This is a genomic window from Larkinella arboricola (assembly GCF_003259745.1).
In the GTDB taxonomy this organism is placed as follows: domain Bacteria; phylum Bacteroidota; class Bacteroidia; order Cytophagales; family Spirosomataceae; genus Larkinella; species Larkinella arboricola.
This window is the reverse complement of the sequence record NZ_QLMC01000001.1, coordinates 1,552,927-1,578,946: the sequence shown is the minus strand read 5'-3', so window position 1 is coordinate 1,578,946 and position 26,020 is coordinate 1,552,927. Positions and strand designations below refer to the sequence as shown.

The 26,020-nt window shown below is 52.7% G+C and carries 20 protein-coding genes; 9 read left to right on the top strand and 11 right to left on the bottom strand.

What is annotated here, in order from left to right; all coding sequences use genetic code 11:
- Positions 1-69: 69 nt before the first annotated feature.
- The 7 genes from LX87_RS06225 to LX87_RS06195 all read right to left on the bottom strand — a co-directional run bounded on the left by LX87_RS06225 (position 70) and on the right by LX87_RS06195 (position 10,330).
- Entirely contained in the window at positions 70-1,416 is a 1,347-nt protein-coding gene (locus LX87_RS06225; RefSeq protein ID WP_111627265.1) for a Gfo/Idh/MocA family protein, read from the bottom strand.
- Positions 1,417-1,542: 126 nt separating this feature from the next.
- On the bottom strand, positions 1,543-2,286 hold the full coding sequence (locus LX87_RS06220; RefSeq protein ID WP_111627264.1) for a 3-keto-disaccharide hydrolase: 744 nt from the start codon (positions 2,284-2,286) through the stop codon (positions 1,543-1,545).
- 87 nt (positions 2,287-2,373) lie between these two features.
- The gene (locus LX87_RS06215; protein WP_111627263.1) at positions 2,374-3,297 is read right to left on the bottom strand and encodes a sugar phosphate isomerase/epimerase family protein; all 924 of its coding nucleotides are present in this window, start codon (positions 3,295-3,297) and stop codon (positions 2,374-2,376) included.
- 165 nt (positions 3,298-3,462) lie between these two features.
- Positions 3,463-5,190, bottom strand: coding sequence for a RagB/SusD family nutrient uptake outer membrane protein (locus LX87_RS06210; protein ID WP_111627262.1), 1,728 nt, complete (start codon positions 5,188-5,190; stop codon positions 3,463-3,465).
- A 32-nt stretch (positions 5,191-5,222) separates the two neighbouring features.
- Entirely contained in the window at positions 5,223-8,312 is a 3,090-nt protein-coding gene (locus LX87_RS06205; RefSeq protein WP_111627261.1) for a SusC/RagA family TonB-linked outer membrane protein, read from the bottom strand.
- Between the two features lie 103 nt (positions 8,313-8,415).
- Positions 8,416-9,243 carry a FecR family protein gene (locus LX87_RS06200; protein WP_111627260.1) on the bottom strand — a complete coding sequence of 276 codons (828 nt, stop codon included), beginning with the start codon at positions 9,241-9,243 and terminating at the stop codon, positions 8,416-8,418.
- A 229-nt stretch (positions 9,244-9,472) separates the two neighbouring features.
- Positions 9,473-10,330, bottom strand: coding sequence for a CAP domain-containing protein (locus tag LX87_RS06195; protein ID WP_111627259.1), 858 nt, complete (start codon positions 10,328-10,330; stop codon positions 9,473-9,475).
- Positions 10,331-10,707: 377 nt separating this feature from the next.
- On the opposite strand from LX87_RS06195, the gene LX87_RS06190 reads away from it, so the two are divergent.
- Positions 10,708-12,087, top strand: coding sequence for an AMP-binding protein (locus LX87_RS06190; RefSeq protein WP_111627258.1), 1,380 nt, complete (start codon positions 10,708-10,710; stop codon positions 12,085-12,087).
- 136 nt (positions 12,088-12,223) lie between these two features.
- On the opposite strand, the gene LX87_RS06185 is transcribed toward LX87_RS06190, so the two are convergent.
- Positions 12,224-12,622: a hypothetical protein gene (locus tag LX87_RS06185; protein WP_111627257.1), complete on the bottom strand. Its 399-nt coding sequence runs from the start codon at positions 12,620-12,622 to the stop codon at positions 12,224-12,226.
- A gap of 439 nt (positions 12,623-13,061) precedes the next feature.
- Entirely contained in the window at positions 13,062-13,973 is a 912-nt protein-coding gene (locus tag LX87_RS06180) for a nucleotidyltransferase family protein (RefSeq protein WP_111627256.1), read from the bottom strand.
- 240 nt (positions 13,974-14,213) lie between these two features.
- Here LX87_RS06180 and LX87_RS06175 point away from each other — a divergent pair, with 240 nt between their 5' ends.
- The 7 genes from LX87_RS06175 to LX87_RS06145 all read left to right on the top strand — a co-directional run bounded on the left by LX87_RS06175 (position 14,214) and on the right by LX87_RS06145 (position 20,023).
- Positions 14,214-15,392, top strand: coding sequence for a homogentisate 1,2-dioxygenase (locus LX87_RS06175; protein WP_111627511.1), 1,179 nt, complete (start codon positions 14,214-14,216; stop codon positions 15,390-15,392).
- A 14-nt stretch (positions 15,393-15,406) separates the two neighbouring features.
- A complete protein-coding gene (gene hppD, locus LX87_RS06170) occupies positions 15,407-16,543 on the top strand; it encodes a 4-hydroxyphenylpyruvate dioxygenase (protein ID WP_111627255.1) in 1,137 nt (378 codons plus the stop codon).
- A gap of 110 nt (positions 16,544-16,653) precedes the next feature.
- The gene (phhA, locus tag LX87_RS06165; protein WP_111627254.1) at positions 16,654-17,379 is read left to right on the top strand and encodes a phenylalanine 4-monooxygenase; all 726 of its coding nucleotides are present in this window, start codon (positions 16,654-16,656) and stop codon (positions 17,377-17,379) included.
- A gap of 81 nt (positions 17,380-17,460) precedes the next feature.
- Complete coding sequence (locus LX87_RS06160) at positions 17,461-17,898, top strand: MarR family winged helix-turn-helix transcriptional regulator (protein ID WP_111627253.1); 438 nt, start codon at positions 17,461-17,463, stop codon at positions 17,896-17,898.
- Positions 17,895-19,073 (top strand): fumarylacetoacetase, encoded by a 1,179-nt coding sequence (fahA, locus tag LX87_RS06155; protein ID WP_111627252.1) that lies wholly within the window; start codon positions 17,895-17,897, stop codon positions 19,071-19,073. The genes LX87_RS06160 and fahA overlap by 4 nt, the downstream gene beginning before the upstream one ends.
- A 96-nt stretch (positions 19,074-19,169) precedes the next feature.
- A complete protein-coding gene (locus LX87_RS06150) occupies positions 19,170-19,529 on the top strand; it encodes a hypothetical protein (RefSeq protein ID WP_111627251.1) in 360 nt (119 codons plus the stop codon).
- A gap of 131 nt (positions 19,530-19,660) precedes the next feature.
- On the top strand, positions 19,661-20,023 hold the full coding sequence (locus tag LX87_RS06145; RefSeq protein WP_111627250.1) for a DUF1801 domain-containing protein: 363 nt from the start codon (positions 19,661-19,663) through the stop codon (positions 20,021-20,023).
- Between the two features lie 73 nt (positions 20,024-20,096).
- Here the strand turns inward: LX87_RS06145 and LX87_RS06140 are convergent, their stop codons facing one another.
- Positions 20,097-21,530 (bottom strand): SusD/RagB family nutrient-binding outer membrane lipoprotein, encoded by a 1,434-nt coding sequence (locus LX87_RS06140; protein ID WP_111627249.1) that lies wholly within the window; start codon positions 21,528-21,530, stop codon positions 20,097-20,099.
- A gap of 23 nt (positions 21,531-21,553) precedes the next feature.
- Positions 21,554-24,676 carry a SusC/RagA family TonB-linked outer membrane protein gene (locus LX87_RS06135; RefSeq protein ID WP_111627248.1) on the bottom strand — a complete coding sequence of 1,041 codons (3,123 nt, stop codon included), beginning with the start codon at positions 24,674-24,676 and terminating at the stop codon, positions 21,554-21,556.
- A 124-nt stretch (positions 24,677-24,800) separates the two neighbouring features.
- Here LX87_RS06135 and LX87_RS06130 point away from each other — a divergent pair, with 124 nt between their 5' ends.
- Positions 24,801-26,012, top strand: a complete 1,212-nt coding sequence (locus LX87_RS06130) for a cystathionine gamma-synthase family protein (RefSeq protein WP_111627247.1) — start codon at positions 24,801-24,803, stop codon at positions 26,010-26,012.
- Positions 26,013-26,020 lie beyond the last annotated feature (8 nt).

Here is a 26,020-nt window from a genome sequence, read left to right as displayed (position 1 = left end):
TTGAACGGACAGGCCCGATCGAAACCGACAAATCCGTTTAATCCGCGTTTTGATCGGATTCTATTTAAATCAAACTTTTACCGTTTTTCCGCTCGCCATGATTTCCTGCTTGGCGCTGTCGTAGGTCACACGTTCACCGGTTTGGTAAGCAATGGTCGACATTATGCTGGCTACCGAGTGGTTGTATCCGGCTTTGGCGGGCGCATTCGGCTCTTTCCGGCTACGAACGCATTCCATCCAGTTCCGCATGTGCCGCGACGTCATCGGGTCGGCCCCGGTATTGGCCGAAGTCACCTGCTTCTCGCCGGTTGTTGCCAGCGTCTGTTCCGGTAGCAGATTGGGCTTCATACCCATTTCCTGCGCAGCTCTGGCTTGCAGACCGCCCTCGGAGCTGATTTTGTTGGTATCCAGGTTAATCATACCCCCGTTCGAGTAGTACAATTCCTTGGTTCCGCCCGCTTCGTTGTTCATCCGGGAACTGTACAGCACCTGGAAGCCTTTGGTTTTGTCATCATCCGGGCCGTAATCGAACACCGCCGTGAACGTATCGGGATTTACACGTCCGTCTTTCCAGACGTAAATACCGCCGTTGGCCACCACCGAGCGGGGGTGATCCAGCCCACTGAACCAGTGAACGGTATCAATCTGGTGCGACATCCACTGTCCTGGAATACCGGATGAATACGGATAGAACAGCCGGAATTCCAGGTATTTACGCGGGTCCCACTCCACCATCGGGCGGTTCATCAGATACCGTTTCCAGTCGGTATCTTCTTTTCTGATTTCCGAAACCAGTTTAGCCCGGCGCCACCGCCCCGGCTGGTTGACGTTCCAGGTCATTTCGACCATGGTAATATCGCCAAACTTGCCGGATTTAATGAATTCGTTGGCGGCCCAGTAGTTTGGCGTGCTCCGGCGCTGCGAACCAACCTGTACGATTTTCTTGCTTTTCTCAACGGCTTTCAGCGCCTTGCGGGCATCTTCCAGCGACTCCGCAAACGGTTTTTCCACGTATACGTCGCGTCCGGCCTCCACGGCTTCCGCGCAGTGCAGGGCGTGCTGAAAATCAGCGGTACTAATAATTACCGCATCCACATCCTTACGGTCGTAAAGTTCTTCGTTGTTGCGGCATTTAACGAAGTTGTCGCTGATCCAGCCATTCTTTTTCAGGTGGGCCTCGGCCTCATCGCGCCGACGGCTCCAGATGTCGGATACGGCCACAAACTCGAAATTAAGTTCTTTGGCATGGGTGGCAAAACTGGGTGCCAGCGCCCCCCGGAAGCGATCCGAGAAACCAACAATCCCGACCCGTACGCGGTCGGCAGAGCCCAGAATACGCCCGTAGCTGGCGGCTGAAAAGCTCATGCCCAGCCCGGCCAGTGCAGATTTCTTTATAAAGTCGCGACGATTTTCCATACGGTATGTCGTTTAGTTGTTTGTAAGATAGTATACGTCTGATAGTTACCAGAAGACCATTAACGGAAAGACTTATTTTACAAAAGTCTACTATAATCCGCTGATCGTTTTTGGCTTACGACTTTTTTATAACGTTTTAATCTTCATATTCCGGAACGAAACCCGGTCGCCGTGATCCTGGAGCAGAATGTGTCCTTTGGGCGCTTCGCCAAACCGGCCGTGCGCGTTGTACGACGGGGCGCTGTACTTGCTCTGTGCCACCAGTTGCCGGAACGCTTCACTGCCCCGCTCGTATTCAACCACCTTTTTGCCGTTCAGCCAGTGTTCTACGTGCTTGCCTTTCGACACGACGCGGGCCTGATTCCATTCACCAATCGGGTTGGCTTTCTTATCCTTAGCTGGAATCAGATCGTAGAGCGACCCAACGGTACGGTTTCCGTTACGGCCTTTTTTCGCGTCCGGGTGTTTGTCGTCGTCCAGGACCTGGTATTCTAGACCATAGGCCGAACCCGCTGGTTTGGGAGTTTCCTCCACCACAAAATATTTCAACCCGCTGTTGGCGCCTTCTGTCAGCTTAAACTCAAACGTCAGATCGAAATCGCTGTATTCGCCATCGGTTACAATATCGCCGTAGTTGGCCGACTCCGATCCGTCGGATTTGCTGATGGTCAGCGTGCCATCCTGAATCAGCCAGCCTTTCTCCGGAAATTTGTCTTTGTAGGCACCCCGCCACCCTTTGGTGGTTTTACCGTCGAACAGCAGTTTCCACCCGTCCTTTTTCTCTTTCTCGGTCAGGGTATTGGGCGCCTGCGGTTTCTCGGCGGCCATCAGCCCTACCAGCAAAGCCGCCGTCATCAAGAATGTTTTCATAATGTTGTCTCCGATAACCTCTGATGTTCTCTGATTAACTCTGATTTACAGTTATTACACAGAGTTATCGGAGAACATCAGAGTTGATCAGAGGGGAAAGTTTAGCGTTTTGGTAATGTAATCTTTGTTGATTTGCGCGCATTGCAGGGGCGTTTTGTTTGGATCGGGAACGCCGTCCAGTTCTACTACCCCCCAGCCTTTGAACTTGATTTTGTCCAGGGCCGCAAACACCGCCGGAACGTCTACGTTGCCCTGCCCCAGTTCAACGAACTTATAGGCTTTCGGATTGTCGGGCTTTTCGGGCAGCGGGCTTTTGGTATCTTTCAGGTGCAGCGCGTGCAGCACGTCTTTGTATTGCAGTACGGCTTTGGCCGGGTCGCCCCCGCCCTGTTTGTAGTGGGCAATGTCCAGCAGCAGTTTAACGTATTTCGGGTTCATTTCCTGCACCAGCACATCCACCTCTTCCGGCGTTTCGCCCCACTGGTTCATGTGGTTATGGTAGGTAGCCTGAACGCCCAGATCAGCGGTTTGCTTCCCGATTTCATTCATTACCTGCGCCAGTTTTTTGAGCTCCTCCGTTGTCGGGGCCTGCCCGTTTTTCCGCAGGCTGTTGGTCATCTGAAGTGCCGAGCCCCCCAGAGCCTTGACAAAGCTGGCATGGGCTACGTGCAAGTCAACCGTGCTTTGAAACTTCGCCGGATCGACTTCTACATTTCCGCTCGAAAACATCGCCAGTTGCAGGCGGTGTTGATTCAGCAACGCTTTCAGTTCAGACGGTTTGGTTTTGTAAGGAGCAAACGTATTGGCCCGAAGCTGAATTCCTTTATACCCCAGCGAAGAAAGCTCTTTGATAGCCTGTTCATCTTTGCCACCCCACGTAATGCCGGAATAACCGATTTTTAAACCGGACTTCTTAGCGGTTTCGGCCAGTAGATTCGTTTTCGTGCCTAGAACAAGCGCCGATAAACCGGCGGTAGTAAGAAATTGACGTCTGTTAACGGTATTCTGCATGATCGATTTGATTCAGTTAACCGAAAGAAGTTTAAAGTGTAGTGGTAGTCAACCGAACCCGGTGAAGGAAGCAAACGTGCGGAAGAATCTACTCAATTCAACTACCAAACGGCTCCTGAACCGATCTGTGGATTCAGGAGCCGTGGCAGGGAATACGGTTTGGGCTTAATACCCCGGATTTTGCGGGTAATTAGCTAAACCGCCCGTCGTCCGGTCAATCTGGTCCTGCGGAATCGGACGCAGCACGTGGTGTTCCTGAATGTTCGGACCGCCATCGGGGTTGTACAGTTTTACCCGTTCCACCAGCTTGCCCCAGCGTTTGAGGTCAAACCAACGGTGCATTTCGCCCAGCAACTCCCGTTCGCGTTCTTCCATAATGAAATCCATCGTGGCCTGAGCCGCCGTAATTTCCATGGACTTTTCTTTACCCGGCCAGGCCGCCCGCCGACGAACCGCATTGATGAACGGAACGGCTTCCGCTGGCTTGCCTTGTTTAATCAGCGCTTCAGCCGCAATCAGGTAGGTCTCAGCCAGCCGGAACATGATAAAGTCGCGGCTACCGGGCTCGTAATTGACGTTCTGACGCAGCGGATCGAGAAACTTTTGCAGGGTTGGAAACAGGTTGGGTCGGTATAAACTCGGCACCAGCACCTGATAAGGCCGTTTGGCCCGCTCCGCCAGCGGCATTTCGTACCCCGGAATAAAGATGGTCGTATCGCCAGCGTTGAATTTCAGCGAGCTTTTTGACGTGTCGAAGATCGGTGTCGTTTTGCTGGGGTTGTTCGACAGCCACGTGTCCTTAAACGATTTCTTGTAGCGCGAATCGTTTACCCGGTCTTTCTCGGCAAACACCACATTCAGCAGGTAATCGGTGGGCCGGAACCGTTTGAAGGGCCGTCCGTTCTGAATATCGCGCATCATCCCGGCCTGTACATCGTATTCCATCCCAAAATAGAGGTGCGTCTGGTTTCCGTTGATCGTGACGTTGCTGGTCGTGGTGGTGTTATACCCCGTATTCGTCCCTACGTTTGAGATGGGGTCCGTGGTATACTGCGTAGCAAAAATGACCTCGCTGTTTACTTCGCCACTTCCCTGCGCAAATACGCCCGCAAAATCCGGTAGCAGGCTGTACGTGTAATTATTGATCACGTTCTGGGCGTGGGTGGCGGCTTTGGCAAAGTCATCGGCAGCCATGGCGTCTTTATCCGTTGCCCGGGTCAGATACACTCTGGCCAGCAGGTGTTCGGCGGCTCCTTTGGTTACGCGGCCATAATCAGAGGTCGGCGTTCCCAGATCGGTCAGCGACGACTCCAGGTCCGAAACAATCTGCGCGTAAACGTCCTTCACCGGTGTACGGGTATACTCCTTGTTGGGCAGCAGGTTGCCTTTGGTCAGCAACGTTACCGGTCCAAATGTCTGGACCAGAATGAAATAGTGGTGCGCCCGCAGAAATTTCAGTTCGGCAATCCGGCGTTTTCTGATCGTTTCGTCCAGCCCCGCAATCCCATCAGCCGCATCGAGCGCCACGTTGATGGTGTTGATGGCTTTATAGAAGGCGTTCCAGAGGTCGCGGGTAATGTCCAGTTGGGCGTTGATCTGCGACGTATACTGATTCACGAACTTGTAGCTGCCGTCGGCCCCCATCGTATACGTATCGGTTCCGAAAACGCTCAAGGTCATCGCCCCCTCCCGACCGTAATATTCACGCAGGGAAGCATAGGCGGCTTTTACCACCGACTCAAAACCGTTCGGGGTGCTGGCATAGGCACTGCTGACCTGCGAAACAGGTACTTCTTCCAGCAGATTTTTACAACCCGTTGTACTGAGCAAAAGTGCGCCCGCAACCAGGGAGGAATGACTAAATAGGCGTATGAGTGATTTATATCTTTTCATCGTGTAAGTTCTTAAAATTACTTCAATCCAGGTTAAAATTTCAGGTTAATCCCAAATGTCGTCTGCCGAACCGCCGGTGACTGATCGGCGTTGACGTCGCCATCGGTTTCGCTGTCAATCCCTTTATACTTCGACCGGTATTCCGAGAAGATAAAGGGTTGCTGGATACTGGCAAACACCCGCAGGGAGCTGATGCGCAGTTTTTCGGTTAGCTTCGATGGCACATTATAGCCAAAGTTAATGTTCCGGATTTTCACGAACGAACCGTCGAAATACAGCAGCGTTGAGCGGAAAGGCGGAAATTCCTGATTTTTGTTCGGCTGCGGAAATTCGTTCGTCGGATTGTTGGGCGTCCAGTAGTCTACATCCAGACTATTGTAACGACCGGCCAGGGTCAGGAAGTCCTGGTGGAAAATACTGCGGAACATATAACCGATGCGGGCAAAGACAAAGAACGACAGATCGAAGCCTTTGTACTCAAACCGATTGGTCAGACCCAGACTGAACTTGGGCACCTGCGATCCGAGGATGACGCGGTCGAGACCGTCAATTTTGCCGTCCTGGTTGGTATCCTGAATCTTGATCTGCCCAGGTGTGCTCTGGTACCGTTTGGCTTCTTCGGCTTCGCTGGTCTGCCAGATTCCGATTTTCTTGTAATCATAATAAGCCGTCAGCGGCTGACCGATGAAACGGGCGTTTCCGATGTCGTCTACTTTCCCGTTGAACAGCTCCAGAATCGACTCCCGGTTGCGGGTAAATTGCAGGTCGGTCGTCCACCGGAAACCACCGGGAGCATCGACGTTGACGCTCGAAACCGTCAGCTCAATTCCCTCGTTGCGGGTTTTGCCCACGTTCCGCAGCACCCGGTCGAAACCGCTGGTAAGCGGCAACTGATCGAACAGCAGCAGGTCACGCGTATCGGCGCGGTAGTATTCCAACGAACCGGAAAGCCGCCCCCGGAATACACTGAAATCCAGACCAATGTTAGCCGAAGTAGTGGTTTCCCACTTCAGGTCCGGGTTGTTGATTGTAAAAGGCCGGTAGCCGAATGCGCCCGTGTTACCAAACGCGTAGGTGGTCCGGGCAAGCTGCGCCTGGGTCTGGTAGGGGTCAATAGCCGTGCTACCGATGGTGCCGTAACTGGCTCGCAGTTTCAGGTTATCAATCCAGGTAACCGACTTCAGGAACGGTTCATTGCTGACGTTCCAGCCAATGGCCGCCGACGGGAAGAAACCGTATTTGGTGTTTTCACCAAACCGCGACGAACCGTCGTAGCGCGCCGTCAGCGTCAGCAGGTATTTGTCGTTGTAATCGTAGTTGATCCGGGCCATGTAGGAGTTCAGCACCCACCGCCGGACGTTGCTTCCTACGTTGTTAATCAGTGATGCCTGCCCTAAATTATAAAACTGCTGGGATTCGGCCGGTACACCCGTTACACTGATTTCATTGGTTTCGTAATCGTCTTTCTGAACCGAATGCAGCGCCGTGATATTCAGGTTATGAATTTTATTCAACGTTTTGTTGTACGTCAGGATGTTTTCCAGCGTCCAGTTGAACTGGTATTCGTTAAACGAGAAGGCGGTTGGATCGGCCAGCCGACGGGAATTGGTCTGGCTCCCGACAAACCGACCGACGCGCCGGTTGGTCAGGTCCGGCCCGAAGTTGGCGCGGTATTTCAGCCCCTCCAGAATGTTCCATTCGCCGTAAATGCTGTTGAAAATCCGCATCCGCTTGGTTAGATCCACCTGCGCACCGGGAACGATCTCGGCAATCGGGTTGGTACGCTGGCCGTCGGTAGTTGGCAGAAAGATCAGCTTTCCGTTTTCATCAAACGGTTTTCCCAGCGGGTTTTCGGCGTAGGAACCACCCAGCGGATTGAAGTTTTCGCCATTACGGATACTATATACGCCGAGGGTTGAAATACCGACTTTAATCCGGCTGCTAATCTGGTGGTCGAGGTTAATCCGGAAGGTGTAGCGGGTAAAATCCTGGTTCTTTACAATACCGACATCCCGGAAATAGTTACCCGAAATAGAAAACTGCGTTTTTTCGTTCCCGCCCTGCACGCCAACCTGGTGGCTCTGAATGTTGCCCTGCCGCAGGAGGTACGATTGGTAATCGGTGGTCCGGTTGTTGGCAATACCGTCTAATTCAACCGTTTCGAACAGTTTGGAATCGGCGGTTGCATCTATGCCTGCGGGGTATTCACCCACGGCCCGGCGCGATTCGCGTTTATACTCGGCAAACTCCGGTCCGTTGAACACGTCGATCTGTCCCAAACGGTCCGAAAAACCGTAGTAGCCATCATAACTGACCACCGTTTTACCGGTTTTCCCGCGTTTGGTCGTAATCAGCACCACCCCGTTGGACCCCCGCGAACCGTAGATAGCCGTTGCCGACGCATCTTTCAGGACTTCCATCGACGCAATGTCGTAGGGGTTAATATCGTCGATCCCTCCGGCCAGCGGAATACCATCCACGACGTACAGTGGGTCGTTGTTGGCGTTGATCGAGCGCCGACCACGAATCCGGACAACCGGCCCGGCCCCCGGCTTGCTGCTGCTCTGCACCACATCGACCCCGGCCGCCCGGCCCTGCAACGCCTGTCGGGCGTTCGTAACCGGCAATTCTGCGATTTCTTTCGAACCAACGGACGAAATGGCCCCGGTCAACTGGCTCTTTTTCTGGGTTCCGTAACCGACCACCACGACTTCGTTCAGCGTCCGTTGATCAACGGCCATCTTGACGTCAATCATTGACTGCGCCCCCACCGTAATTTCCTGCGTCGTAAACCCGACCGACGAGAACACCAGCACGGCGTTATTGTCCGGAACCGCAATCCGGAATTTTCCTTCAGCATCGCTGGTGGTTCCGCGCGTCGTGCCTTTTACGGCGACGTTCACCCCCGGCAATGGCGTATTGTCTTCCGACGACAGCGTTTGTCCGGAGATGGTTCGTTCCTGCACCACGGAGTTTGTTGCAGCCCGGCCCGACGGATTTTTAAAACCTGCCGTGGCGTTGCCAGCGTACGGATCTGTGGCCGCCTGAGCGGGTAGTCCTCCGATTAATAAGCCCGCCAAACTGTAGGTACTTAACTGATTGAAGATGATTCTCCGGTTCATCCACGGAGAATGAAGACTAGTAGTCCTGCCTTTCATACATGTAGAGATGGTTGGTTTAGATTAAATTAACAAAAACGCTACTATTGAATTATATGAGTATTGCTTAGCTAATCGGTAGATTCTGAACCTTGGCAGTGGTATGGATGTATGAAGTTTTACGCTGAACCGTTACCGGGGCCGGAATTTCCACCGACTCGCCAGGCTTCATTTCGATCACCTGGGGATCATCGTTCAGCATCAGTTTTATTTTCCCGGACGACAACATCACGCGTGTTCCTTTTTTTCGCTGCGATACATTAAACCGGGTTCCCTGTACTTCCACCGTCAGGGTGGTGGTGTGCACCCGGAATTTGCTGTCTTCGCCTGAGCCCGGGTGCTCGGCTACAGTAAAATACGCTTCTCCTTCGAGCCAGACCGCGCGCGGCACTTCCTCCGACCACACACGGGCAAACCGGAGCTGACTATTTCCAATCAGTTTCACCATCGTTCCATCCGGCAGTTTAACGGTTTTATCGACACCGTGTGGCGTCCGGATGGTTTCCATAGCGTGCGATCCCTGCGTCCAGAACACCCAGCCGATAAACAGGACAATGGCAGCAGCAGCACTCACCCAGCGGAAAATGTACCAGTTGGTCACCCAGGTCTGGATTTCGGGCTGCAACGGCTGTAACTCCGGCATTTCCTGAATCGACGACCGGATTCGTCCCCACAGCGATACCACCTCCTCTCCCTCCATTGGCAGAGAAGCCGGACTGGATGCCAGATGCACCAGTTCACGGGCGAGCGCCACGGTGTCTTCTTTATACGGATGGTGAGCCAGCCAACCCTCCCAGTAGGCCGAGACCTCGGCATCATCAGGATGTTGTACCCACCGAATGAATAATTCGTCAGCGGCTAACTCCTCGGCAGTATAGGCGGAGAAGTGTTTCATTTAGCATTTTTTATAGATAAAGTTTGTCACAAAAGAAGAGCCAGGGAACGTTCTACTTGTCACCCGCTGAATTTCGACGACAAACCGTTAGCCTGTCCTGTCAGTCTTTACTCAATTCTGTTTTCGGCCATTCGGCCCAATCTGGAGGAGATTTTAAAGAAAAATGGGCAGGTATTTTCCGCACCCGCCCGGTTCGGGCAGGCAGCCCAAAAACGGTTTTGCAGAAAAGTTAGGGAATGGTATACGGGCAGTCGGGCGCGGGGTCCACCAGATTCATAACGACCACGTGGCCGACCCGCTGGTAACCCGAAACCCTGGAACAGGGGCCGTAATCGGCTTTTGTTGCCAGTCCGATGCCCAGCAACCCTTCGCTGGAAGCCGATCCGCGGTTGTTGTGAAAGCCCTGCCCACCCGACGCATCCCGGTCCTGAATCAACAGCGTTTCGCGATGCCCCCAGGCCACGGAAGCGTCCTGATAGAGCCAGGAGAAAATTGCCTGTTCAACCAGGAAAGTGGGTATTTTCAACACGGGTTTGTCGCTCGAATAATAGCAGAACATATAAATATTTTCGGCCCGCGACATAAACTCGTAGCATTTGCCACTAAATACGGTTTTGGCGTTGATACGCTGCAAAGCCGTACGACCGTCCTTGCTGGTGTGTCCGAAAAAATGGTGGGTCGTCATGTCGGCAGCGTGGCCCTGCGCAACGGCATTCAGGTTGGTTTCCAGGGCTTCAAGCGGCAAACCAAGCGTTTTTCCGGCTCCGTAATTGATGCCCGCCCGCGCGGTCCGTTCGCTGTTGGTGATAAACAAGGCCCGATCGGCAGCAGAAAGGGCTGGATACTCTTCCGGCAACGACAAGGTTCCCAGGCTGTTGGCTGGTAGCTTCAGTTGTTTTTCCTCCTGACGCCGGGCGTAATTAAACGCATTGGCAACCTGAGCGGGTGTATCAAAAACCGGAAAACCGTTCGGGGCCGTGGTATAAGCCGGATCTTTCGGCAATTTGATATCGGCCTTCGGATTTTTCGGGGCCTGACCAAATGAAAAGGTAGTAAGGAACAGCAGGAGAGAGATCAGTGACCGCATCGAAACACGACAAGTTGCAAAAGCCGGGCAACCTGCCCTGTTGCTAAAAGTACAGAAACCGCATCAGGATGCCAACATCCCATCGTAATTCTCCCCTACGGTTTGAAATACCGGCATTCATCCGGCCATTGGCACCACCTTCCAGCCCTGAAAAGCGCCTAATTAACAGACACCCGTTTTTACATAAATGTATTTTTTATGGATGAAAGGTAATCGGAATGCCACGAAATGCGCCCATTTTATTATCAATCAGCAGCTTCCATGAAGAAACACAAGAAAAGAACAAGAATTTTAAATAAGTATTTCTACATTAACTACAATTATTTCAAAAAGTAATTCTATTTTAGTAGTTCAAAATCCAGCCCAAACTTTCTACTATGAACACGTTACGCTCTGATTTCCAGAAAGGGCGGACGCTGCTTGACTATTTCTATTATTGGGAACGACAACAGCCCAGAAAAGTCTATCTGCGTCAACCCGAAGGCGACCGTTACCGCGATTATACCTGGCACGAAGTCGGAAAGCAGGCCCGTGTCCTGGCAACTTATCTGAATTCGCTGGGTCTTCCTCCGAAAAGTAACATTGGTCTCCTTTCGAAAAACTGTGCTCACTGGATTATTGCCGATCTGGCTATTCTGCTAAGTGGTCACGTTTCTGTTCCCTTTTATCCAACCCTGACGGCGGGCCAACTCCGGCAGGTGCTGGATCACAGCGACTGTTCTGTGTTGTTTGTTGGTAAACTCGACAACTGGCCGGACATGAAAGCCGGTGTTCCTCCAACCGTTCACTGCATCGCTTTTCCGCCCCAAACCGGCGAAGCAACGCCCCCGGATGCTGCACCCTGGAACGATATTCTGGAACACTACGAACCGATGACCGATAATCCGGAGCCTCATTCGGAAGATCTGTTTACGATTATTTACACCTCAGGCACGACGGGCAATCCGAAAGGAGTCAAGATGCCCTACAAAGCCATGATCAGCGCCATCGACGCTACCCTGCCGCAGATGCGAATCGATGTGCCTAATCCCCGGTTTTTCTCGTATCTGCCGCTTTGCCACGTTGCCGAGCGCAACCTGGTGGAAGCACTCAGTCTCATTACGGGCGGAACGGTTTATTTTGTTGAATCAACGACCACTTTCGCCAGAAACCTGGCTGCGGCCCGCCCTACCCACTTTCTGGGCGTGCCCCGGATCTGGATAAAATTTCAGCAGCATATCCTCCGGATAGTTCCGCAGAAAACACTCGACTGGCTCCTCGCTATTCCGCTGGTGTCGAACCTGATCAAACGAAGCCTGCGGATGACACTCGGTCTAAACAATGCCCGTTTGATTCTGACCAGCGCAGCTCCGACGCCCGTACCGCTCATCGAGTGGTTCCGCCGACTGGGCATCTCTATTCAGGAAGCCTACGGACTGACCGAAAATCTGGGGGTGGTATCGGTCATGCCCGCTAATGCCATCAAAGACGGAACGGTCGGACTGCCTTATCCCGGCATTCAGATGCGATTTGACCCCGTTACCGGCGAACTGCTAACCCGTTCCGACTGGACCATGCGGGGGTATTTTCGGGAACCGGACATGACCACAACTACGCTGGATATCGACGGCTGGCTGCATACCGGCGACGTGGGTTCGCTGGACAAAGACGGTTATTTAACGATTACGGGCCGGTTGAAGAAAAGCTATCAGACCACCCAGGCCGACTATGCAGGCCCCACCGAGATCGAAACCGGTTTTGTCGAGAATACTACGTAGTGGAATGACGCATGAGCTTTCGCACTCCAATCATCATTTAATAAACAAAAAGGGGCAAGTTCTAAGAACTTGCCCCTTTTTGTTTATTGACAAAGTGGACTAGAATTAGCGGGCTATCGCGGCAGCACCCGAGGGATTAGTTCCGCGCCAGAACTACACGGCTTACTTGCGTTTGGATAGCGAACGACTGAGAAACACGCTCTTTGCCGTAAGATACTTCGATTACATACCGACCGTCGGCCAGTTGTGAAAGGTCAAATAAACGACCTGACTGGTCTTTCTTGCTCAGTATGCCATTGTACAACCGGTTGTTTGAATCATCGGCGATTGATACAATGATTTTTTCATTAACAGGTTGATTAACCGACACTTTGAATTTCAGGTTACCGACTTCCCGGATGGTTACCGGAGCCGCTTTCGTTTCGGCTTTCGGGCCGTCCAGAACGCGGGCGTTAGCAGAAGGAGCAATGGCTACAAACGACGTGGTGGCCAACAGTGCTAAGCTTAATAACAGATTATTTTTAACAGTTTTCATATTCTTTCTTAAGGTTGTATTCAGACTCGTTATAGTACAATAAACAAAATGCTTACCCTACTAAACTCTGGTCGACTGCTTTGTTGATACAAATTTATACACTCCTGAATACAAGTCAATTACCCAAATATTAATTCTCAAAAAGTTGTTTATTATTTCAATCTTAAACTTAAAAAAGTTCAATCATTTACGGTTGCTTACTACTAATACTTTAAAAAGTGAAATGTTTATTTTCTCCAATAAATACCACGTTTTATAAAATAGTACAATCAAATCCTGTGGTAATGAAAAAAGCCCAAACCAGCCCGGTTTGGGCTTTTTTCATTACTTTATTTCTAGGTCAAAAATTATCGTATTTAATCTCAATTGAAGTCTATTTTGCTTTTTTAACCCGCAAAACAAAGCTGGTTTTACAAAACAGACAGCAAATCTTACCACATCACCATAATTTTTCAGGATACCGTCCGGCATCGTGCAGGCGTTTCAGCGAAGCCTGAACCAACGGTTTATCTTCCGGATAAGTCACCCCAAACCACTCCGAACGGCTTCGGAAAACCTTACACCGGCCCTGGTTGCGCTCGATTAAATTGGTCATGATGGTTGGGATGTAAAATTCGGCTTTGGGCGAATTATAATTGGCGCGGGCGTAATCCGCAAATTGCTCCTGAACCATCGGGAACACGGCGGGCTTAAATCCCCAGAAGTTCATCGATACCGGTGTCTCGGGTGCCAGTGGTGTTAACCCATCAGCCTCTTCGAATACAATTTGTCCGGCATTTTCTCCTTCGTTCAACCGGTAAATCTTGGTCCGCTCCACCACCGACGCCAGCGTTTCGTCCGAATTCAGTTCGCAAACACCCCGCGACACCGAACCGTAGTCCGAAAGCGTGTTCTGGATTTCATAGCCCACCAGCGCGTGTAGATCGTCGTGGGTATCGTTTACCAGAAAATGGGCCAGAATCTGAAACGCTTCCTGTCCGTAAAAATCATCGGCGTTGATGATGGCAAACGGCGTATCGGTGTGTTTCCAGGCACACAGCATGGCATGACCCGTGCCCCAGGGCTTCGTCCGCTGAACCGGCCCTACACCCTCCGGCACATACGAGTCCAGTGCCTGAATCGCAAAATCAACATCTATTTTACCGGCTAGCTTGGGCAGAAAAATCTCCTCAAAATCCTTCCGCAGCTCCTCCCGAATAATGAACACGACTTTGCCAAAACCAGCGCGGATGGCATCATATAAAGAGTAATCAATGATTGTCTCGCCGTTCGGACCGAATTGGTCCAGTTGTTTGATTCCACCGTAGCGGCTGCCAATACCGGCGGCCAAAATCAGAAGCGTGGGTTGCATCAGGTTTTCTCAGTTGAAAATTCTGTGAATAGATGGACTAAGTGCGGGCAAAAATAAACAAATGCTGATTGGAGTCGACAAGACGCCCCATTAAATGACTATTACAGGATAGAAATCCACAAAATCAGTTTATAAGAAAATTTATTCTATAAATTGTTCAAAAAAATAGTACTTTTTTTTAACATTGTAAGTAAAACAATAGTTAGTAAAGCAATCATTTACCGGTTATTCATCAACGCCATGCCATTTTATCATACACTCGGTCAGATACCGCCGAAGCGGCATACCCAGTTTGAAAAACCGCCCGGCCCCGACGGTAAAGCCGGTCTGTACTACGAGCAGTTGTTCGGCACAATCGGGTTTGAGGGCATGTCGTCGCTGCTCTACCACATCCACCGGCCCACCCAGGTAAAAGCCGTGCTGGAAAGCGTGGATGCCACGCCCGCTGTGGCCGTTGAGAAAAACATGCTCTCACGTAAACTGCTGGGTTTTAAGCTGGAACCGTCGCCGGGTGATTGGCTCGAAAGCCGGGTTCCGCTGCTGATCAACAAGGATGTCATTCTGGGTTTGGCGGCTCCAACCCGCTCGCCAACCGATTATTTTTATAAAAATGCCGACGCTGACGAACTGCTGTTCATCCACCGGGGTTCGGGGCGGCTGCGTACACTGCTGGGTACCATCCCGTTCGAATACGGCGATTACCTGATCATTCCGCGCGGCATGATCTACCAGATCGAGTTCGACGCCGAGACGCAGCCCCGTCTGTTGTACCTGGAATCGCATTCGCCGATTTACACGCCCAAACGGTACCGCAACCAGTTTGGGCAGTTGCTTGAACATTCGCCCTTTTGCGAGCGCGACATCAAACGCCCGCAGGACCTCGAAACCCACGACGAAACCGGTGATTTTCTGATCAGAATCAAAAAACAGGGTGCGCTGCACTCGCTGGTGTATGCCACCCATCCGTTCGATGTGGTGGGCTGGGACGGGTATAATTTCCCGTACGGTTTTTCGATTTTCAACTTTGAACCGATTACGGGCCGCGTCCACCAGCCGCCCCCGGTACACCAGACGTTCCAGACCGACGCCTTTGTGGTGTGTTCGTTTTGCCCCCGGCTGTACGATTACCACCCGAAAGCGATTCCGGCCCCGTACAACCATTCCAACATCGACTCCGACGAAGTGATTTACTACGTAGATGGTGATTTTATGAGCCGCAACGACATTGCACCGGGCCACATCACGCTCCATCCGGGCGGGATTCCGCACGGCCCGCATCCGGGCGCGATGGAACGCAGCATCGGCAAAAAAGAAACGCAGGAATACGCCGTGATGGTCGATACCTTCCGGCCCCTGATGCTGACCGAAGCCGCTATGCAACTCGATGATGGCACCTATTATCAATCCTGGCTTGACTAAACGCATCAACAACTATGGACACGCTGGAAATAACCGAATCAAACCAAACGGCCTACGCCGAAACCGATTTCCTGCCGCTGAATGGCACGGATTATATTGAGTTGTACGTTGCAAACGCCCTGCAATCAGCACACTACTTTCAGACGGCGTTTGGTTTTCAGCCGCTGGCCCACGCAGGGCTGGAAACCGGCTGGCGCGACCGCGAATCGTACGTGGTTGTTCAGGGAAAAATCCGGCTGGTGCTGACCTCGCCCCTGCACGGCGGCACCGACATCGGCCAGCACATCGACCAGCACGGCGATGGGGTTCGGGTGGTGGCCCTGTGGGTCGATGATGCCACGAAAGCCTACGAAGAAACGACACAACGGGGCGCCAAACCGTTCATGCCCCCCACGCGCGAAGAGGACGCCGACGGTTTTGTGGTGCGGTCGGGCATTCATACCTACGGCGATACGGTTCATATTTTTGTCGAACGGAGCCGGTATCACGGCGTTTTTCTACCCGGTTACAAACGCTGGGAACCCGAACACCGCCCGCAGGAGGTCGGCCTGAAACACGTCGATCACATGGTTGGCAATGTGGGCTGGAACGAGATGAACACCTGGGTAAACTTTTACGCCAGTGTCATGGGTTTGCGGCAACTGATTTCCTTCGACGACAAAGACATTTCTACCGACTATACGGCCCTGATGAGCAAGGTGATGAGCAACGGCAACGGACGCATCAAATTCCCGATCAACGAACCGGCGGAGGGCAAAAAGAAGTCTCAGGTGGAAGAATACCTGGATTTTTACGGCGGTCCCGGTATTCAGCACATCGCCGTCGAGACTGACGATATTGTGAAAACCGTCACGGAGCTGAAAAGCCGCAACGTCGAGTTTCTGAAAGTACCCGACGCCTACTACGACGATCTGCTCGACCGGGTTGGGCAGATCGACGAGGAAATGGCCGCCCTGCGCTCGCTCGGCATTCTGGTCGACCGCGACGACGAAGGCTACCTGCTCCAGATTTTTACGAAGCCCATCGGTCCGCGCCCGACGCTGTTTTTCGAGATCATCCAGCGAAAAGGCGCCAAATCCTTCGGCAAAGGCAACTTCAAAGCCCTCTTCGAAGCGATCGAACACGAACAGGAATTACGAGGAACGCTTTAAATTAATTTTGAATGAGCGAATGATAGAATGAGTGAATAGCTACCGCAATAAAAGCAGGATCTTCGATCATATTCACTCAATCACTCATTCGCTCATTCTCTCATTGAACCATGACCCAGGCATACCACACCTATACCGCCGACGACCAGGCCGTCTGGCGGTTACTGTTTGACCGGCAGATGGCGCAACTGCCGGGGAAGGCCAGTCAGGATTACCTCGACGGTATTGATAAGGTCGGTTTTGTAGCCGATCACATCCCGGACTTTGAGCGCGACCTGAACCCGCGGCTGCAACGGCTTACCAACTGGCGGGTTTCGGCGGTACCCGGTCTGATTTCGAACCGGGAATTTTTCGAACTCATGGCCAACCGCAATTTTCCGGCGACGACCTGGCTCCGCAAGCGTGAACAACTCGATTATCTGGAGGAACCGGATATGTTTCACGATACGTTCGGTCACGTACCGATGCTGTCAAACCAGCCGTTTTGCGATTTTCTGGCGGCCCTGAGCCGAATTGCGCTGACGCACGTTGACCACCCGGAAGCCATTGAGATGATTGCACGGCTTTACTGGTATACCGTTGAGTTCGGGCTGATTCAGGAGAGCAACGGCCTGCGGATTTACGGGGGCGGTATTCTGTCGTCGCCGGGCGAAACCACCTACAGCCTGTCGAGCCAGCGCCCCGACCGGATTCCGTACGAAGTCGGGAAGCTGCTCAAAACGCCCTACGTGATCGACCATTATCAGGACCGGTATTTTGTAATTGAGTCCTACGAGCAGTTGTACCACTCAATCCCGGAAATTGAAGAAAAGCTGGAAGCGTTGTTAGTCACCTAGTTTGGACTAAATTTGTGGTTGGTTTTCATCCTATTGCTCGGCCGTATGATGAAATTGACAATGTTAACCGCTAACTGACGCATGACGCACCCCTCCGATAAACGGGCTTATTTTTTCAAGATCGACACCACCATCAAGAGAATCCGGAATGTGCTTCAGAAGCGATTCAACGAAGCCGGATTCGATCTGACGGTCGATCAGTGGGTGCTCATCGACCACCTGTTTCGCAATCCCGGTATTAGCCAGAATATCCTGTCGGAACTGACCACGAAAGATGCGCCGACCGTTACCCGGATGATTGATCTGCTCTGCAAAAAAGGACTGACCGAACGTCGGATGGCCGAAGACGACCGCCGGAAATTCCTGATTTTTCTGACCCCCGAAGGACAGCGCAAATACGACGAGGTATTGCCCAGCGTAGTGGAAGTCCGGCGGAAGGGCTGGGGTGACCTCAGCGAAGAAGATTACCAGCATTTTGTGCGCATCATGGATTCGATCTACCACAATTTTAATGAATGACCCTTCCGTACGGCATCTTCAGCACCGACGGTTCGGCCCCCCGCGTGGGCGTCCGGATTGACGACCAGATTCTCGATCTGGGCGCGGTCGGGCGGCTGGGCTTTTTCGACGACCTGACGTTCGATCAGACGGTTTTTGACCAGCCGGTGCTGAATCCATTTATGGAATTGGGCAAACCCGTTCACCGGGCTATTCGCCAGCGGCTGCTTGAGTTGCTGGCCCATCCCGAAAAACCACTCGATGCCTTTGCGGATCAGGTACGGGTTCCAGCAGCCACGGCCACACTTCATCTTCCCATCCGGATTGGCGATTACACGGATTTTTACGCCAGCCAGGAACACGCCAGCAACGTGGGCCGGATGTTTCGTCCGCAGACCGAGCCGTTATTACCCAACTGGAAACACCTGCCGGTGGCCTACCACGGGCGGGCGTCGTCCATTGTCGTTTCCGGCACCCCGGTTAAACGGCCCAGTGGCCAGTTTTTGGACCCGGATCAGCAACCCGTTTTCGGCCCGACTCAGGCGCTGGATTTCGAGCTGGAACTGGGCATTGTGATCGGCAAACCGTCAGCATTGGGCGAACCGGTGCCGGTTGACGAAGCCGAATCGCACGTATTCGGTTTTGTGCTGTTCAACGACTGGTCGGCGCGCGATATTCAACGCTGGGAGTACCAGCCGCTGGGGCCGTTTCTGGGCAAAAATTTTGCGTCGTCCATCTCGCCCTGGGTGGTTCCGCTCGAAGCCCTCGCCCCCTTCCGCACCGACGGCCCAACGCAGGAACCGACTCCCCTGCCCTACCTCCGGTCAACCGCGCGATCACACTTTGACATTGAGCTGGAAGTCGTTCTGCAACCTGCGAATCAGGAGGAAATTATCATCAGCCGGACCAACGCACGGCATCTGTATTGGAGTGTGGCCCAACTCATTGCCCACCATACCGTCAACGGCTGTAACCTGAACGTGGGCGATGTGCTGGCAACCGGCACCATCTCCGGCCCCACCGACGACAGTTGCGGTTCGCTGCTCGAACAGAGCTGGAACGGTAGCCGTCCGCTGGTGCTGCCCGACGGTTCAACCCGCAGCTTTCTGCACTACGGCGACACGGTAATCCTGCGCGGCTGGGCGGGAAACCGGCAAATTGATTTTGGAGAGGTTCGCGGTACGGTTATTTCGTAGGAAACTACGCGGTGTGTTCATAACTCCCCGGCCCAACTCTTGGTGCTTCAACTATTTATCGTTACTTTAAGCGTTCACGACTAAACCCCTGCGGTTATGAAAGCGTGTATCGTTTTTGCCCTCCTGTTTGCTTTCGTGCTTACCTACTGCCCGGCGTTCAGCCAGTCACAAAAGGGTAAGCAGTTGCTTCCCTCCTATGACCAGATCAGGCAGAAGGACCGGGAAATTGATGATTATATCAACAAAGATGGAACAGCGCAGATCACCCAAAAAGATAGCGTTAATTTATTTAACTACCCTTCCGGAACCGTTACGTACCTTCTCAACGGCAAGCCCTCCAGCGATATTCAGTATGTCAAGCGGGTGTTGTCCCGAAAGGGGCGAATTATCGAATCCCTGTCGATCCACAGGCCCAATCAGCACGGTAAGCGTCTGATTGAAATTAAGTATGAATAAGACGGAGAACGGAGGTTTGTTCGCGTCAAGCACCCTATTCCTCCTGCCGTCTCATCCAAAAAGACCAGACCCGGCTCAATTATTGCACTTTTTGTGGATAAAGTTTAGTTTTGACCAAACTAAACCCTCATATGACAGAACAAGTGGAAACCTTCTTAGCCGACTACAAACCGGAAGTGCGCGATCTCACCTTAAAAGTCCGGGAACTGGTTCGGAGCATCATGCCCGAAGCACACGAATCCGTGAACACCAGTTACAAAACCATTATTTATGGAACCGGCCCCCACATGTCGGACGAAATCTGCTACATCGCCCCGCTCACCTCAAGCGTCAATCTGGGCTTCAACTTTGGCACTCAGCTACCTGATCCCAACGGCTTGCTGAAAGGAACCGGCAAACTCCTGCGGCACATCAAATTTGAGTCGCCGGAAGAAGTTGCTACGCCCGGCCTCACCGAGTTGCTGGAAATGGCCAAAAGCCACGGCACCTTTTAAGCAACCTCATGACTGGATAACAAAAAGGGGTGCCCGGAAAGCCGGACACCCCTTTTTACGTGAATCAATCCTTTTACGGCTTATCCCACCAGAGCGGGGTTGACAAGACAACTTCTGTCGGAACATTGGCTCCGTTTTTGGTCGTTTCGCCGTTCGGGTACGCAGCCCGGCGGATGAAGGCCGGCAGGGCGGCATTCAGCGGAAGCCGAAAGCCTTTGTATTGGTAATCATAACGCCGGGCGTCGTTCCAGGCTTCGGGATTCAGATACGTGGCCACGTATTTTTCCTTGAAGATCAGGTCCAGCGTCAACGCTCCCGCACCGACACTCACCGCCGGATTGGCAATGTAGGCATCCCGCGCAGCCGCATCCACGCCGTACTTGTCCATATTGGCCCGAATACCGTCCAGATACGCCGTGTACGCCCGCGTTTTATTTCCGGCCCGGAAAGCTGCTTCGGCCTCCACAAACCGCATTTCGGCGTTGGTTACAATTAGCAGCGGAGACGCATCACCGCTCAGCGGGGAGTTCAGCGAAATGTAGCTTTCGTCTTTCGTGGTATTGTTACCGCCCACATTGCCCTGGCCATTGCGGGTTCCCTTGTAATCGTTGTTAACGGTTTTGTCCGTGATTTTCGCAATGCGCGGGTCCACAATCCCGTAGGTGGCGCCGTTCAGGTGATTGACCAACTGATCGGAAAGCCAGCCGTCGAGTAACAAAGCCGCGTTATCACGGGCTACCTGCGCCCACGGATTCCGCAACTGAAACGACGACATCTGTGCATCGTCGGCGTTGGACGTGTACGATTTGGAAACTGCATCCAGCACATCAGCCGGTTTGTAGGTGCTTTTCCGGGAAATTTTGTTCAGCATCCGGGCTTTCAGGGCGTAGGCCGTCTTTGTCCAGGCATCCTTACTGCCCTTATGAATCAAATCATTGGCATTCGTCGATTGTCCTTCCGGGATCAGCTGCACTTTCGAATCGGGTTTTGCCAGTTCGGCAATACCTTCATTGAGCAGGTTCAGCGCGGTATTATAAACCGTCTCTTCGCTGTCGTATTTGGGCGTCAGTGTGCTCCCGGTAAACGCGTCGGAAAACGGAGCGGCCCCAAACACGTCGCCAATCAGGCTCAGGTGGTACGACAGCATGATGTCGGCCACACCAACGTATTCGGAAGCGCCCTGTTCCTGCGCTTTCTTTTTCAGATCGTACAGGTCGGCCATACCGAAGTAAACGGCGTCCCAGGTTCCAGTGTAATCGGTAATTTGATAGGTATCCGTCGAACCGGCAGTTCCGGGGCTGGCCAGATACTGCACAAAATACGACGTAAAACCGGCTACTCGCTGCGAGTTCAGGGCGGTTTTCTGCGTCGTCGTGGTCAGAAACGAATTGAGTGGTGGGTTGCTAATCAGGTTCGGGTTTTCTTTCAGATCAAAATAATCCTTGCACCCGCCCAGGCCGATCAGCAGGGTCAGAACCGGGATAACTACTTTATAGTTGAATTTCATGATTATCAGCGAATAAAAGTGACTTAAAAACCAACGTTCAGTGAGAACAGGAAGCTGCGAACGGCCGGGTAGGTAAAGCCGGTGAAGCCGTCGACGTTGCTGCCGCTGCTGTTTGAACTGGTTTCGGGATCGTAGCCTGTGTATTTGGTCCACAGCGCCAGGTTGTTACCCGTTGCGCTCAACCGCACACTCTTGATAAAGGTATTCTTCAGGATGGAAGTCGGCAGGTTATACGATACGCTCACCGACCGCAGCCGGACCCAGGAAGCATCTTCGATGAAGTTTTCGGATACACCGCGGTAAACGTTCCGGTAAAAACCGTTGGTGTAATCGACGCCATCCGGACCTTTGCCCTGCCCCAGCCAGACCTGCTTCGTATTCGGAGTACCGTCGGCCAGTACGCCCTCGAACACTTTCGTATCATTGCGGTTTTCGGTGTATTTGGCAATACCAAAGGCGGCAAAGAAGTTGTCCATCTGGTTGTACCGATCCTGACCCACGCGGGCATCGAACAGGGCCGAAAGCGTAAAATCACCGTAGCGCACGGTATTGTTCAGACCGCCAATCCAGTCGGGTTGTGAATTGCCCAGCAGCTTCTGGGCCGTACTGATCACCGGGAAACCGTTGGCCCCGATCACGATGGGCCGGTCGCGGTCCAGAATAGCCGGATTTTCGTCGTCGGGATTCTCATAATACCGTTTGTACGCCCGACCGTAGAGGTTTCCGTAGGCATAACCCGGCACCAGTTTCATGGTAACCGATGAGCTGGAGTAACCAAACTGCGAGGCATAGTTAATTTCCGTCAGTCCTTCGCGCAGGCTCAGGATTTTGTTGCGGTTGGCCGAGAAATTCAGGTTCACATCCCAATTGAGTTTACCGCTCCGGATGGGCGTGGCCCGCAAGACCAGTTCAATTCCCTTGTTACGCATCGACCCTGAGTTGATGGCGGCTTTTACATACCCCGTCGAGGACGTTACGTCCACCTGAATAATCTGGTCTTTGCTAACCGAGTGGTAGTACGTAAAATCCAGTCCCAGCCGGTTGTTCAGGAAGCTCATTTCCAGACCGCCTTCGAACGTATCGGTAAACTCCGGACGCAGGTTTGGATCGCCCAGCAGCGCACCCCGGGTAAAACCGGTTGAACCCGAGGGCAGGTTCGTATAGGCCGAGTAGCCCGTGATGGTTGAATACGGAGCGGCATCTTTCCCGATCTGCGCGTAGGAAGCCCGCAGTTTCCCCATCGAGATAAACGACGGCATTTTCAGTTGCTGCGAGAAGACGTACCCTAAACTCACCGACGGGTAAAAGAACGAGTTGTTGGGGGCCATCAGCGAGGAAGTAATGTCGTTCCGTCCTGTCAGTGTCAGAAACAGAAAGTCTTTGTAATCCAGCGTCAGTTCACCAAAAACCCCCATGAGCCGGTAATCCTCTCCCGATTGCGAGGGGATAATGGTTCTGGCATTCCGCAGGTCAAAATAATTATAAACCGTCAGCTCATTTCCTTCCGCACCAAAGCTCCGGATCTGGCGGTCGTACAGATCGTGTCCGACACGAAGCGTAGCGTTCAGGTTCTCGCCAAACTTGGTGTTGGCGCTGGCCGCAAACGTCGAGGTGATGGCCCGGAAATTGGTATGATACTGGTAAATAAAACCCAGTCCGTTGTCTTCAAAAACCCGTTCGTTTGCAATGCCAGTTGGGCCGGGTGCTGTCCGTTTCCGATCGTCCGAATAGGTATCCAGACCCACGCGGTAGTTGAACGTCAGCCATTTCAACGGCGTATAGGTAAAGTTTAGTCCGCCGACCAGCCGGTTCACGTTGTCGCGCAGTTTGTTGGTCATGGCCCCGTAAAGTGGGTTATCGTTACCGTAGGATTTGTAAGACCCGTCCGGATTGAGGTAATCCCGAACGTCGTAGCGCGGTGACCAGTAGCTCAGACCCTCGTTGTAACGGTCGGCGTTGTAGCGATCCCCGCCCGAATTGATAAAGTTCAGGTTGGCGTTGGTCGAAAATTTCTCGCTGAACTTAACATTGGTGTTCAAACGTACCGACAGTTTGTTGAAATTCGTAAACGGAATCACCCCTTCGTGCCGCAGATGCCCGATGGACGACAGGAAGTTAACCTTATCCGTTCCGCCCGAAAAAGACAGGTTATTCTGGTATTGCTTTCCGGTTTGGTACGCGTCTTTAAAGTGGTTGTAGAGTTTCTGCGGGTGCGTCGGATCAATTTTGATGGCCTCCTCTACCGTTGGCCCCCAGGAAGGAAAAAAGTCCTGCGGGTTATAAACCCCCGAATACCCGATGGTATACTTATCCTGAACCTCCGGAAACTTGTTTACATTCTCGACGCCGAACGAGCTGGTAAAATTCCCGCGTAAGGCACCGGTTTTGCCCGATTTGGTCGTAATAACCACAACCCCGTTGGCGCCCCGCAACCCGTATAAAGCCGTAGCGGCCCCACCCTTCAGGATGTTAATGGTTTCGATGTCATCTGGATTGATGTCGGCGGCCCGGTTCGACATACCGCGGAGTTCGGCCCCGGAATTGGACGTTCCCGTGGACGTGCTGTTGTCAAACAACACCCCATCGACCACAAACAGCGGCTGATTATCGCGGGTCGCATCAATGGAGTTAATCCCCCGAATCAGAATCCGCGCCCCCTGACCCGGTGCCCCGCCCGTACTGGTAATGGTCACCCCGGCCACTTTCCCCTGCAACGCATTGACGAGGTTCGGTTGCCGGTTTTGCACCAGTTCTTCCGAATTGACATTCTGCGCGGCATACCCCAGGGCTTTTTTGTCGCGGCTAATGCCCAATGCCGTCACGACCACTTCATTCAGCATTTTGTTGTCCTGCTTCATGGTCACATTAATGCTCCGCCGGTTTTCGACCCGAATTTCCTGTGTCTCAAAACCGATGTAGCTGAACACCATGACGGCCGTTTCGCCATTTACCCGGATGCTATACCGCCCGTCGGCATCCGTCAGTGTTCCGATGGTAGTTCCTTTCACCGAGACGTTAACCCCCGGCAGGGCAGAATCTTCGCCCTCTGAAGTAATCCGGCCACTGACTTCAATCTGCTGCGCCATCACCAGTGACGAACAAAGAAGCAAAGCCACTGCAACATAAAAACGTACTAGTTCCTTCATATTCTCCCAGCTCAGTAGGTTTTAAAATGGATGAAAACAATTCCGTGGCAAGTTTAGCATTTATCCAAAATTTTGCAATTTTTGCCAATCAACAAATATTATTCGGCTATTCGCGGTACTCTGCATGGATTTTTCTAAACAAAAGAAAGGAACTACGGCCATTTGGGCCGGTGAAACCGATTCCTTCTACCAGGGTGCCACCACCGCCCCCATCGTCAATAGCGTCGCCTTTTCCTACCACGATCTGGATGAATGGTATGACGTTGCCACCGGAAAATCGAGTGGGCACATCTACAGCCGGAATACCAACCCGACGGTACACGTCCTGGAAGAAAAAATACGCATTCTGGAAAGTGCCGAAGCGGCTACTTCGTTTGCAACGGGTATGGGCGCCATCAGCAACACCCTGTTTTCGCTCCTCGGACCCGGCAAACGCGTGGTATCGATCAAGGACACGTACGGCGGCACCAGTCGGCTTTTTCTCGACTTCCTGCCCGCCTACCAGATCAGTGTAACGCTCTGCGAAACCGGCAACCACGAAGCGATGGAAGCCGAAATTGCCAAAGGCTGCGACCTGGTTTATCTGGAAACGCCCACCAATCCGACCCTGAAAGTGGTCGATCTGAAACGGTTAGCCGAAGCCGCCAAAAAAGCCGGTGCGATTGTGGTGGTCGATAATACGTTTGCCACGCCCATCAACCAGAATCCGCTAAAGCTGGGTGCTGATCTGGTGCTGCACAGCGCAACAAAATTCCTCTGCGGCCACTCCGACGCAATGGGCGGAGTGTTATGCGGCAAAAAAGAACTGGTCGAAAAAGTATTCCGATTCCGCGAAATCAACGGCGCGAGTTTGCAGGCCGAACCCGCCTACCTGATTGCCCGGGGCATGAAAACGCTGGAACTCCGGATTGAACGCCAAAACGCGTCAGCCCTGAAAATTGCCCGGCATCTGAAGGCGCACCCCAGCGTTGCGGATGTATTTTATCCCGGTCTCGAAAGCCATCCCGGCCACGAAATTGCCGCAGCGCAGATGAGCGGTTTTGGGGGTGTATTAAGCTTCTCGCTGAAAGGCAGTTACGACACCGTGAAAACGTTTCTGACCAGCCTGAAATTCGTTCATCTGGCCGCCAGCCTGGGGTCGGTCAGCACGCTGGCCGGACCACCGCGTACCACAAGCCACGTGGAGCTTACGGAAGCCCAGCGCGCTCAGCTCGGGATTCCAGAAAGCCTGATCCGGTATTCGGTCGGTATTGAAAATGTGGAAGACCTGATGGCCGATCTGGACCAGGCGCTGGCAGCGGTTGAAGCGGCTCATCCGGTTGAGAAAACCGTATAACATTCTTG

Bases quoted from the DNA above. Each gene is read 5' to 3' on its own strand.
- LX87_RS06225 (WP_111627265.1), bottom strand. From the start codon at position 1,416: ATGGAAAATCGTCGCGACTTTATAAAGAAATCTGCACTGGCCGGGCTG.
- LX87_RS06220 (WP_111627264.1), bottom strand. From the start codon at position 2,286: ATGAAAACATTCTTGATGACGGCGGCTTTGCTGGTAGGGCTGATGGCC.
- LX87_RS06215 (WP_111627263.1), bottom strand. From the start codon at position 3,297: ATGCAGAATACCGTTAACAGACGTCAATTTCTTACTACCGCCGGTTTA.
- LX87_RS06210 (WP_111627262.1), bottom strand. From the start codon at position 5,190: ATGAAAAGATATAAATCACTCATACGCCTATTTAGTCATTCCTCCCTG.
- LX87_RS06205 (WP_111627261.1), bottom strand. From the start codon at position 8,312: ATGAACCGGAGAATCATCTTCAATCAGTTAAGTACCTACAGTTTGGCG.
- LX87_RS06200 (WP_111627260.1), bottom strand. From the start codon at position 9,243: ATGAAACACTTCTCCGCCTATACTGCCGAGGAGTTAGCCGCTGACGAA.
- LX87_RS06195 (WP_111627259.1), bottom strand. From the start codon at position 10,330: ATGCGGTCACTGATCTCTCTCCTGCTGTTCCTTACTACCTTTTCATTT.
- LX87_RS06190 (WP_111627258.1), top strand. From the start codon at position 10,708: ATGAACACGTTACGCTCTGATTTCCAGAAAGGGCGGACGCTGCTTGAC.
- LX87_RS06185 (WP_111627257.1), bottom strand. From the start codon at position 12,622: ATGAAAACTGTTAAAAATAATCTGTTATTAAGCTTAGCACTGTTGGCC.
- LX87_RS06180 (WP_111627256.1), bottom strand. From the start codon at position 13,973: ATGCAACCCACGCTTCTGATTTTGGCCGCCGGTATTGGCAGCCGCTAC.
- LX87_RS06175 (WP_111627511.1), top strand. From the start codon at position 14,214: ATGCCATTTTATCATACACTCGGTCAGATACCGCCGAAGCGGCATACC.
- hppD (WP_111627255.1), top strand. From the start codon at position 15,407: ATGGACACGCTGGAAATAACCGAATCAAACCAAACGGCCTACGCCGAA.
- phhA (WP_111627254.1), top strand. From the start codon at position 16,654: ATGACCCAGGCATACCACACCTATACCGCCGACGACCAGGCCGTCTGG.
- LX87_RS06160 (WP_111627253.1), top strand. From the start codon at position 17,461: ATGACGCACCCCTCCGATAAACGGGCTTATTTTTTCAAGATCGACACC.
- fahA (WP_111627252.1), top strand. From the start codon at position 17,895: ATGACCCTTCCGTACGGCATCTTCAGCACCGACGGTTCGGCCCCCCGC.
- LX87_RS06150 (WP_111627251.1), top strand. From the start codon at position 19,170: ATGAAAGCGTGTATCGTTTTTGCCCTCCTGTTTGCTTTCGTGCTTACC.
- LX87_RS06145 (WP_111627250.1), top strand. From the start codon at position 19,661: ATGACAGAACAAGTGGAAACCTTCTTAGCCGACTACAAACCGGAAGTG.
- LX87_RS06140 (WP_111627249.1), bottom strand. From the start codon at position 21,530: ATGAAATTCAACTATAAAGTAGTTATCCCGGTTCTGACCCTGCTGATC.
- LX87_RS06135 (WP_111627248.1), bottom strand. From the start codon at position 24,676: ATGAAGGAACTAGTACGTTTTTATGTTGCAGTGGCTTTGCTTCTTTGT.
- LX87_RS06130 (WP_111627247.1), top strand. From the start codon at position 24,801: ATGGATTTTTCTAAACAAAAGAAAGGAACTACGGCCATTTGGGCCGGT.